Source organism: Rhodococcus sp. NPDC057014 (genome assembly GCF_042673295.1).
Classification (GTDB): Bacteria; Actinomycetota; Actinomycetes; order Mycobacteriales; family Mycobacteriaceae; genus Rhodococcus_F.
The window spans coordinates 1-9,034 of sequence record NZ_JBHUSF010000354.1 but is presented as its reverse complement, the minus strand read 5'-3'; the positions used below and the strand labels follow the sequence as shown (position 1 = coordinate 9,034).

At 62.2% G+C, this 9,034-nt stretch carries 7 protein-coding genes; 4 read left to right on the top strand and 3 right to left on the bottom strand.

Going from position 1 to position 9,034, the window contains the following annotated elements:
• Positions 1-79: 79 nt before the first annotated feature.
• Entirely contained in the window at positions 80-388 is a 309-nt protein-coding gene (locus ACFTZB_RS39140; protein ID WP_378440323.1) for an antibiotic biosynthesis monooxygenase family protein, read from the bottom strand.
• Between the two features lie 139 nt (positions 389-527).
• On the bottom strand, positions 528-1,385 hold the full coding sequence (locus ACFTZB_RS39135; protein WP_378440321.1) for a 3-keto-5-aminohexanoate cleavage protein: 858 nt from the start codon (positions 1,383-1,385) through the stop codon (positions 528-530).
• A 289-nt stretch (positions 1,386-1,674) separates the two neighbouring features.
• On the opposite strand from ACFTZB_RS39135, the gene ACFTZB_RS39130 reads away from it, so the two are divergent.
• Together ACFTZB_RS39130 and ACFTZB_RS39125 are read left to right on the top strand one after the other, a co-directional pair.
• Positions 1,675-3,132 (top strand): aldehyde dehydrogenase family protein, encoded by a 1,458-nt coding sequence (locus tag ACFTZB_RS39130; RefSeq protein WP_378440319.1) that lies wholly within the window; start codon positions 1,675-1,677, stop codon positions 3,130-3,132.
• A gap of 296 nt (positions 3,133-3,428) precedes the next feature.
• Complete coding sequence (locus ACFTZB_RS39125; RefSeq protein ID WP_378440317.1) at positions 3,429-4,910, top strand: APC family permease; 1,482 nt, start codon at positions 3,429-3,431, stop codon at positions 4,908-4,910.
• Positions 4,911-4,931: 21 nt separating this feature from the next.
• Here ACFTZB_RS39125 and ACFTZB_RS39120 read toward each other — a convergent pair whose 3' ends face one another.
• The gene (locus tag ACFTZB_RS39120) at positions 4,932-5,483 is read right to left on the bottom strand and encodes an Lrp/AsnC family transcriptional regulator (RefSeq protein ID WP_276142511.1); all 552 of its coding nucleotides are present in this window, start codon (positions 5,481-5,483) and stop codon (positions 4,932-4,934) included.
• Positions 5,484-5,690: 207 nt separating this feature from the next.
• Here ACFTZB_RS39120 and ACFTZB_RS39115 point away from each other — a divergent pair, with 207 nt between their 5' ends.
• Together ACFTZB_RS39115 and ACFTZB_RS39110 are read left to right on the top strand one after the other, a co-directional pair.
• Complete coding sequence (locus ACFTZB_RS39115) at positions 5,691-7,097, top strand: aminotransferase class III-fold pyridoxal phosphate-dependent enzyme (RefSeq protein WP_378440315.1); 1,407 nt, start codon at positions 5,691-5,693, stop codon at positions 7,095-7,097.
• A 103-nt stretch (positions 7,098-7,200) separates the two neighbouring features.
• The gene (locus ACFTZB_RS39110; RefSeq protein ID WP_378440313.1) at positions 7,201-8,991 is read left to right on the top strand and encodes a flavin-containing monooxygenase; all 1,791 of its coding nucleotides are present in this window, start codon (positions 7,201-7,203) and stop codon (positions 8,989-8,991) included.
• Positions 8,992-9,034 lie beyond the last annotated feature (43 nt).

The window sequence follows — 9,034 nt, the reverse complement described above, 5'->3', positions numbered from 1 at the left end:
CCCGGGGGTCCGGGCGGGCTCGATCAGCACGCCCGGACCACACGTGCTCTTTCCCAGCCGGCAACTACCGACATCCCGATCAGACTTCTTCAGTCGCAGTGTTCTGGACCACCTCGAACCACGTGGAATCCATTTGGCCCGCTTCAAGTCCCACGAGCTCTTCACGAGTCGATCGGAAGGCCTCGTCATGATGCCAGGCCGACCAGTCTTCCCTCGTTTCCCAGACGCCGACGATGGCGCGCTCGAGTGGTTCATCGACGCCTTTCAGAAGCTGCGCCGATATCCAGCCTGGCTTGTCACGCGCCGCACCAACCCGCTCATGCATTGCGCGGTCCCATCGCTCGGCGCCCTCCTCGCGAAGCACCACTCTGGTGATGATTGTCATCATTCTGGCTCTCCTTTCCGACCCTCCTCAGAATGAACCCGTGGGTCGTCAAACTCCAGGAATGCGGCAGCGTGCCGCGGTAATGACCGTCATCGCCGCCACTTGTCGCGCAAACCCCGGGCCACCCATCCGGCGTGATCGACTACACGGGTAGTTCGACTCGTCCGGCGCGCTGGTCGTCGCGACGTGCCGGTAGGTTGAGCAGTCGCTCAGCCTCCTCGACGTTGGCCAGGGTGAGGTCGAGGTTGCCGACGAGCTCGGTGGTCCTCTCGATCAGCGGTTGATTGCCCGCCGAGAGTTCCCCGCGGCGGAGATGGAGCGTGTCTTCCAGACCGGCGCGTGCGTTGCCGCCCAAAGCCAGCGCGATGACTGTCAGGTGCAGGTTCATTCTTCCGACGGCGATAACCTGCCACACGCAGTCGGCGGGGAGGCGTCGAACCATGGTGAGCAGGTTGTCCGCTGTCGCGGCCATTCCGCCGCGGACACCGAGCACGATGGAGAACTGCATCCGTTCGTCGTCGAGTAGTCCCTCGTCTCGCAGGCGGAGACATGCATCGAGATGTCCGGTGTCGTAGATCTCGAGTTCGGGTTTGATGCCCAGGTCGCGCATCCTGGCCGCGAGCCGCCGGACTTCCTGCGGAGGGTTCCGGAACTCGCCGTCGCCGAAGCTCATGTTGCACGGATTGAGGGTGGCCATACGTGGTCGGAGTTCGACGAGCGCGGCTCGCTCGTCGAACGGCACGGACAGACCGACTCCGGTCGAAAGCTGGATCAGGATCGGGCATCGGTCGGAAATGAGTCCTATTGTTTCGCGGGCTATTCCGAGGTCTGCGGTGGGACGGCCGTCGCCGTCCCGGAAATGCAGATGGGCGACCGAGGCGCCCGCCGTGTACGCCGCGGCGACGGCATCGGCGATCTCGTGCGGTTGGGTCGGCAAGTGTGGATTGTCCGCGGTCGTGGCGATGGGACCGGTCGGGGCCACGGTAAGGATGATTCCCAAGGGATGCTCCAGCGAGTTCGTTGTTCGAGGTCGGGGTTCCAGCGTCAGCGATGCTGCCATTCGTTGGAAGACAAAGACGTTCACGACGAAGATGCTTCGGCAGTCTCCAGCCGCACATCGCACCGCTGTGAAAAATGAACAGCAATGGTCGCCTGGCGTCGAATAATCGTCGAAGGCGATGCCATTGCTTCGACGTGTTCTCCATGATCGGTGCGTCAGTACCGCAGAACACACACGGCGACACCGTCACCACCTCGATGTAGTCGACTCACTATGGAGGACACCCACGATGACATCACAACTCACCACCGATGTTTCCGGTTCGGTTCGTAGCCCGGAAACGTATCCCTTTCGCATGCTCGTCAACGGCGAGTTGGTCGCGGGTGCATCCACCATCGAAGTGGTCAATCCCGCGACAACGCGAGTCATCGCCACCAGTCCCGTCGCGAATTCGGACCTCGTCGACGAAGCGGTCGGGGCAGCAGCACATGCCTTTCCCCGTTGGAGTGGGTTGGCAGTCGAGGAGCGCGCCGAGTGCCTCGACCGCCTCGCCGACGCGATCGAGGGCCGGCGTGACGAGATTGCCCGCATCGTCACTCTCGAACAGGGAAAGCCGCTCGCACTCGCGGAGGGTGATGTCGATGCCGCGGTCGCCTTCGCTCGATACTTTGCCCAGACACGGCTGGAACCTGAGGTCGTTCGAGACGACGACGAGGCTCGGATAGAAATTCACCGGCGCCCGTTGGGCGTTGTCGCGGCGATTCTGCCCTGGAATTTCCCATTCCTCCAGGCGGTGTACAAGATCGCCCCAGCGGTGATCGTGGGCAACACCGTCGTCGCGAAGCCGGCACCGACGACGCCTCTGAACACCATGTTGCTCGCGGAGATCGCGAGAGAGGTGTTTCCGGCCGGCGTCGTCAACATCATCGGCGACGACGGAACCATAGGTCCTCTTCTCACGTCGCACCCCGCTGTCGCGAAAGTTTCCTTCACGGGATCCACCGCTGTCGGCAAGGCGGTCATGCGCAGCGGTGCCGACACGTTGAAGCGCATCACGCTCGAGCTGGGTGGCAATGACGGGGCGATCGTGCTCGACGATGCGGACGTCGACAAGGTGGTCGATGGAATCTACACCTGGGCGTACTCGAATGCCGGTCAGATCTGCATCGCGATCAAGCGAATTTTCGCTCCAGCCTCGCTCTACGACGAACTCTGCGAGAAACTCGCCGAGCGCGTACGCGGAACCATTGTCGGTGACGGCCTGGATCCCGAAACGCAGATGGGTCCGGTTCAGAACGCACAACAGTACGAGGCCGCGAAGAAATGGCTCGACATCGCGAACAAAGAGGGAGAAATCCTGGCAGGGGGAAAGGTCTCCGACCGCACCGGCTATTTCATCGAACCGACACTGGTGGCCGATCTCGACGACGACAGCGAACTGGTATCCGAAGAAACCTTCGCCCCGATTCGCGCGATTCTCCAATACACCGACATCGACGACGCGGTATCACGCGTCAACAGCACCCACTACGGCCTCGGCAATTCGGTGTGGGGTAGCGATGTCGAACGCGCCGCACAGGTCGCCGGCCGCCTCGACAGCGGCACGGCCTGGGTGAATCAGCATTTCACCGTTACTCCCGACGTTCCGTTCGGCGGTCGCAAGGATTCCGGGCTCGGCGTCGAATTCGGAGTCGACGGTCTCCGGGCGTACACCGACATCCAGGTCGTGAACATCTCGAAGGTGTAGGGCTGTCGTTCGGTGCCGGTGTCCCGACTCGCCGGCACCGAGGTTGCACGACCGGACCGATCCGTTCCACACGGCACGGACCGAAGATTCTGCGGTTTCCGCCTTGCTGACGGCGGCAGTGAACGAAGAATCTGTGGGAAATCGGATCAAACTCGCACAATTCTTCTTCATGTGCGCCACGTCACACCCCGCGGTGGAATCCTATCCGCAGCAGCACGGTGGCAGGCCGGCCAACCTCTCCCCCGACACGGTCCTCCCCGACCGTCCACCACGAGAATCTCCATAGGAAGCATCCAATGACCAATTCCCCAGAATTCTCCCCACCTGCCGTCGCAGCACCTCCTGCACCCGATGAAGGCTCCCATGCACTTCTCCACCGCGGGCTGGGCGTCGGATCGATCGTCTTCATGGTGGTTGCAGCGGCGGCCCCCCTGGGCGTGATGGTCGCGAACACGCCCATCATCACCGGGATCAGCGGGAGCGCCGGGGCCCCTCTGTTCTTCCTGATCGCGACCGTGGTTCTCGTCTTCTTCTCGGTCGGATTCACTGCGATGAGCAAATTCGTACCCAACGCCGGGGCCTTCTACTCGTATATCCAGGCCGGACTCGGGCGTCACGTGGGCTCGGGTGCCGCGGCGCTCGCGCTCGTCTCCTACGGGGTGCTGCTGATCGGCGTCAACGGCTACCTCGGAGTGGCGACATCGAATGTCGTCTCAGCTCATTTCCACGTGGATATCCAGTGGTGGATCTATTCATTTGCCTGGCTGTTGATTATCGGTGTCCTCGGATATCGAGACATCGAGCTCAGCTCGAAAGTGCTCGGCGTTCTCCTCGTCGTAGAGATAGCTGTCGTGGTGGTCCTCGACATTGCCATCGTCGTCAAGGGCGGTGAGTCGGGCCTCGGTGTCGAACCGCTCTCCTTTTCCACCTTCACCTCCGGAACACCGACGCTCGGACTGATGTTCGCCTTCTTCTGCTTCTTCGGATTCGAAGCGACTGCAGTGTTCCGAAACGAAGCGAAGGACCCCGACCGCACCGTTCCCCGCGCAACGTATATCGCGGTTCTGTCGATCGGAATTTTCTATGCGATTTCCTCGTGGGCGGTGATGGAGGGAGCAGGCTCCGACAGCGTCGTGGAGAAGGCGAAAGCCGATCCGGAGAATCTGGTTCTCGACCTTGCAGCCTCCTACGGCGCGCCGATTCTGAAGGACGTCATGCAAGTGCTGTTGGTAACCAGCACCTTCGCCTGTATTCTATCGTTCCACAACGTCATCACCAGGTATCAGTTCACACTCGCAGGAAAGGGCATGCTGCCGAAGAGACTGGCAGATGTCAGCGAAAAGCACCTTGCACCGTCGACATCCTCGCTGATTGCATCGGCAATCTCGCTCGCCGCAATGGCACTCGTCACCGCGCTCGGATGGGACCCCATCACCTCGATCTACACGTGGCTTTCGGGTGCAGCCACGCTCGGTCTGATCGGCTTGATGGTCCTGACGAATCTCGCGGTGATCTTCTACTTCCGCACGAAGGCGTCCGCCCCCACGGTGTGGCACTCACTCCTTGCTCCCGCGATGTCCCTGATCAGCCTGACCATCATTCTCGCGTTGGTCATCGCGAACTTCTCACTACTCGTCGGCGACAAGACGACGGCCGCCGTCGTCGGTGGACTGATCGCGGTCGCTTTCGCGGTCGGACTGGCGGGTGCAGAAGTCATGAAGCGTCAACGACCGGACAGGTACGCCGAATTGGCGGCCGACACAGTCCGCCGACCCTGATCAGGTCCGGGACGGGCCGCGCTAGGATCCGCCGTCGCGTTTCGCGTGCGGATCGATGCGGATCGGCCTCCGCATCTCGTCCAATCCACTGACATGCTGCATGAATTGGACCCCGATGAGATGGTCGAACAGGATGCTGGTGTTCGTCGACGCTACCGGACTCGCACTCAGCTTCAGGGCCACGAGGTCGCGTAGTTGAGCGCTCGACGTGCACGCCACGTGCACCAGGAAGTCATCCGCTCCACCGACGAAGAACACATTCAGCACCTGCGGGATCTTGATAATGCGGTTCGCGTAGCTCTTCACCTGGTCGCGGGCGTTCGCCTGCAGTCGCACCGCGACGATGGCCTGCACGGGGAAGCCGATGGACTCATAGTTCAGGGCGGCATGAACGGACTGGATGACCCCCAGGTTCTCGAGCCTCTTGATCCGCACATGACAGGTCGACGGCGCGATTCCTGCCTTCCGTGCGAGCTCGTTGTTCGACTTGCGACCGTCGGCCGCCAGCTCCCAGATCAGAATCTCATCGATGTCGTCGAGCTTGATCTGTTGCTCGCCTTCGTATTGGGCCATCTATCGGATCCCTTCAGCACTCTGCGCATCCGTTTCGGCGACCAGGGTGTGCAGAAGATTCTTCGTTTCCAGTTCCACTCAACGTAGCTTCGCCGAAAGATTCACGTCAATCCAGACATTCTTCGAACAACTCGCAACCTTTCTGGAGCTATCTCGACGAGATGCCGACGATGGTGCGACCACGAAAACCACGACAGGGAGTGTCACGTGACCACGACCGAAACCGAGATTCAGCTCCTCGACACACCGGCCCTCCGCGATTCGGCCGGCGCCCATCTGTGGCGGCATTTCTCCGACATGACCACCACCGAGAAGCAGCCACTTCGCGTGATGGTGAAGGGTGAGGGGTGCTACCTCATCGACTCCGAAGGAAATCGATTCCTCGACGCACTGTCCAACCTGTTCTGCGTCAACATCGGCTACAGCTACGGCGAAGATCTCGGGCAGGCCGCGCTGGCTCAGTACCGCGAACTGGGCTACCACTCCAACTGGGGCTCAACCCATCCGAAGGCCATCGAACTGGCACACACCCTCGCGGGCCTCGCCCCCGAGGGCCTCGATCACGTCTTCTTCACCCCCAGTGGCGGCGAGTCGGTCGAGGCCGCCTGGAAGATCGCACGCGAGTACCATCATCTGCGCGGCGAGAACCGCTGGAAGGCGATCGGCCGGAGCATGGCCTATCACGGAACCACCATGGGCGCCCTGTCGATCAACGGAATTCCCGAGATCCGGAGCATGTTCGAGCCGCTTCTGCCCGGAGCCTCCCATGTTCGCAACACCAAGCGCCTCGGCCGACCCGGGAAGGAAACCGAGGAAGAATTCACCCAGTTCCTCCTCGACGACCTCGAACAGCGAATCCTCGCCGAAGACCCCGCCACGGTCGCCATGATCATCATGGAGCCGGTACAGAACCACGGCGGCATGCTGGTACCACCGGTCGGCTACTCCGCCGGGGTGCGCGCGCTGTGCGACCGGTACGGAATCCTGCTGGTCGCCGACGAGACGATCACCGCCTTCGGACGGTGCGGCGCCTGGTTCGCCTCGGAACGATACGAGATGAAACCGGACATCATCACGACCGCGAAGGGGCTGTCCTCGGCGCATGCGGTGATCGGTGCGGTGATCACGACGGACGAGGTGTATTCGACGTTCTACGTGGCTGGACGGAAATTCACCCACGGCAACACCTTCGGCGGGCACCCCGTGATGGCAGCCGTTGCACTGCGCAACATCGAAATCATGCAAGAACTCGACATCCCGCGTCACGTAGCCGCGAAGGAGGACGAACTCCGGAGCAAACTCGAGTCTCTCCGAGCGCTCCCCATCGTGGAGGACGTTCGCGGCTCCGGATTTTTCTACGCGATCGAACTGACGTCCACCGACGCACGAGGGCAGCGCTTCTCGGATGCGGACCTGGCCAGGCTCTACGGGGACGAACTCCTGTCCGACCGTCTGGTCGATCGTGGCATCCTCCTTCGCCTCTCCCTCGACGGCGGCGACCCGGTGCTGTGCATCGCGCCGCCGCTGATCGCAGACAGCCCTGAATTCGACGAGCTCGTCGACGGTCTCCGCGACGTACTGTCGGCCCTTTCGCTCGACGCGGGCCTCGTCTGAGCCGACCCCAGACAACGACATTCCCGACGACACGACCGGTCCGTCGGACGGCGCGTCACCCGAGATCTCTCTGATCGAGCAAGTAGAAGTTAGAAGGAGTTCAATGTCCCACACACCTTCCGAGATCGCCGAGTCTTGGCTCCACACATTCGACGAGCGGCTCCGGTCCCGCGACGTCAACGGTGCAGCGAAGCTGTTCCAGGAGCATGGGTTCTGGCGCGATTTCGTCGCGTTCACATGGAACATCAAGACGTTCGAGGGAAGCGCGGAGATCGAGGCGATGCTGGACAGCACGCTCGATCGGGTGCAGCCGTCGGGGTGGACGTTGCTGGAAGCCGCCGAGGGTGACGAGCACGAGGTCGACGCCTGGGTCGGGTTCGACACCGCTCAGGCGCGAGGCAAGGCCCATCTGCGGCTCCGCGACGGCAAGGCATGGACACTTCTCACGACGATGGAGGAAATCCGGGGTCATGAGGAGCACACCGGCGCGCATCGTGACCTGGGTGTCCGTCACGAGGTCGTGAAAGGACGGCGCTCGTGGCTCGAGCAGAAGGTCGACCGGGAGGAGCGCCTCGGCCGAGACGAGCAGCCCTACACTCTGATCGTGGGAGGCGGGCAGAACGGGATCAATCTCGCGGCCAGACTCGGGCGACTGGGAGTGCCGACGATCGTCGTCGACAAGAAGGCGCGGCCGGGCGACAACTGGCGGTCCCGCTACAAGTCACTCCATCTCAACGATCCCGTGTGGTTCAACCACATGCCGTACATGAGCTACCCGGACAGCTGGCCCGTGTTCCCCAGTAAGGACAAGGTCGGTGATTGGCTCGAGGCGTACACCACCATCATGGAGATCAACTACTGGGCGAACACCGAATGCGTGAAGGCGCGGTACGACGCGGAGTCCGATTCCTGGTCGGTCGACGTCGTCCGAGATGGCGAGCGCCTCACCCTCCGGCCCCGGCAACTGGTGATCGCTCTCGGTGTGTCCGGCTACCCGCACACTCCGGTATTCGACGGCGCCGAAGACTTCGCCGGCGCTCAGCATCACTCGTCCCAGCACTCCGGAGGCGGAGACTGGTCGGGCAAGCGTGCGGTCGTCATCGGCTCGAACAACTCGGCGCACGATATCGCCGCAGACCTGTGGGAACACGGCGCCGACGTCACAATGCTCCAGCGATCGTCGACAATGATCGCCCGGAGCGGGAGTCTGGTCGAGTACGCGTTCGCACCCCTCTACACCGAGGATGCGGAAAAGAACGGGATCAGCGTGGAGAAGGCTGACATGCTTGCTTCCTCGATCCCGCTGCGGGTGGCCCCGGACGTCCAGAAGCCCATCTACGAGAAGATCGCGGACCACGACGCGGAGTTCTACGCACAGCTGCGGGAGGCCGGTTTCGCGCTCGACTTCGGTGACGACGACTCCGGGCTGCACATGAAGTACCTCCGGCGTGGTTCCGGCTATTACATCGACGTCGGTGCCTCTCAACTGATCATCGACGGTCACGTGAAGCTCCGGCAGGGTCAGGTCTCCAAGATCACCGAGAGTGCGATCATCCTGGACGACGGGACGGAGGTCGAAGCCGATGTGATCGTGTACGCAACGGGCTATGGATCGATGAACGCGTGGCTTGCCGATCTCATCAGCCCGGAGGTGGCCGACCAGGTCGGAAAGTGCTGGGGATACGGTTCCGACACGACGAAGGATCCCGGCCCCTGGGAAGGCGAACTCCGCAACATGTGGAAGCCCACCAACGTCGAGAATCTGTGGATTCACGGCGGAAATTTCTCGCAGGGCCGTCAGTTCTCGAAGTATCTGGCGCTGCAGATCAAGGCCCGCATGGAAGGACTCGACACGAAAGTATACGGACTTCAGCCTTCGCATCACACTCGCTGACACCCTAGATCAACCCGATCGTCTGTGGCCGGCACGCCTGGAG

Bases quoted from the DNA above. Each gene is read 5' to 3' on its own strand.
- ACFTZB_RS39140 (WP_378440323.1), bottom strand. From the start codon at position 388: ATGATGACAATCATCACCAGAGTGGTGCTTCGCGAGGAGGGCGCCGAG.
- ACFTZB_RS39130 (WP_378440319.1), top strand. From the start codon at position 1,675: ATGACATCACAACTCACCACCGATGTTTCCGGTTCGGTTCGTAGCCCG.
- ACFTZB_RS39125 (WP_378440317.1), top strand. From the start codon at position 3,429: ATGACCAATTCCCCAGAATTCTCCCCACCTGCCGTCGCAGCACCTCCT.
- ACFTZB_RS39120 (WP_276142511.1), bottom strand. From the start codon at position 5,483: ATGGCCCAATACGAAGGCGAGCAACAGATCAAGCTCGACGACATCGAT.
- ACFTZB_RS39110 (WP_378440313.1), top strand. From the start codon at position 7,201: ATGTCCCACACACCTTCCGAGATCGCCGAGTCTTGGCTCCACACATTC.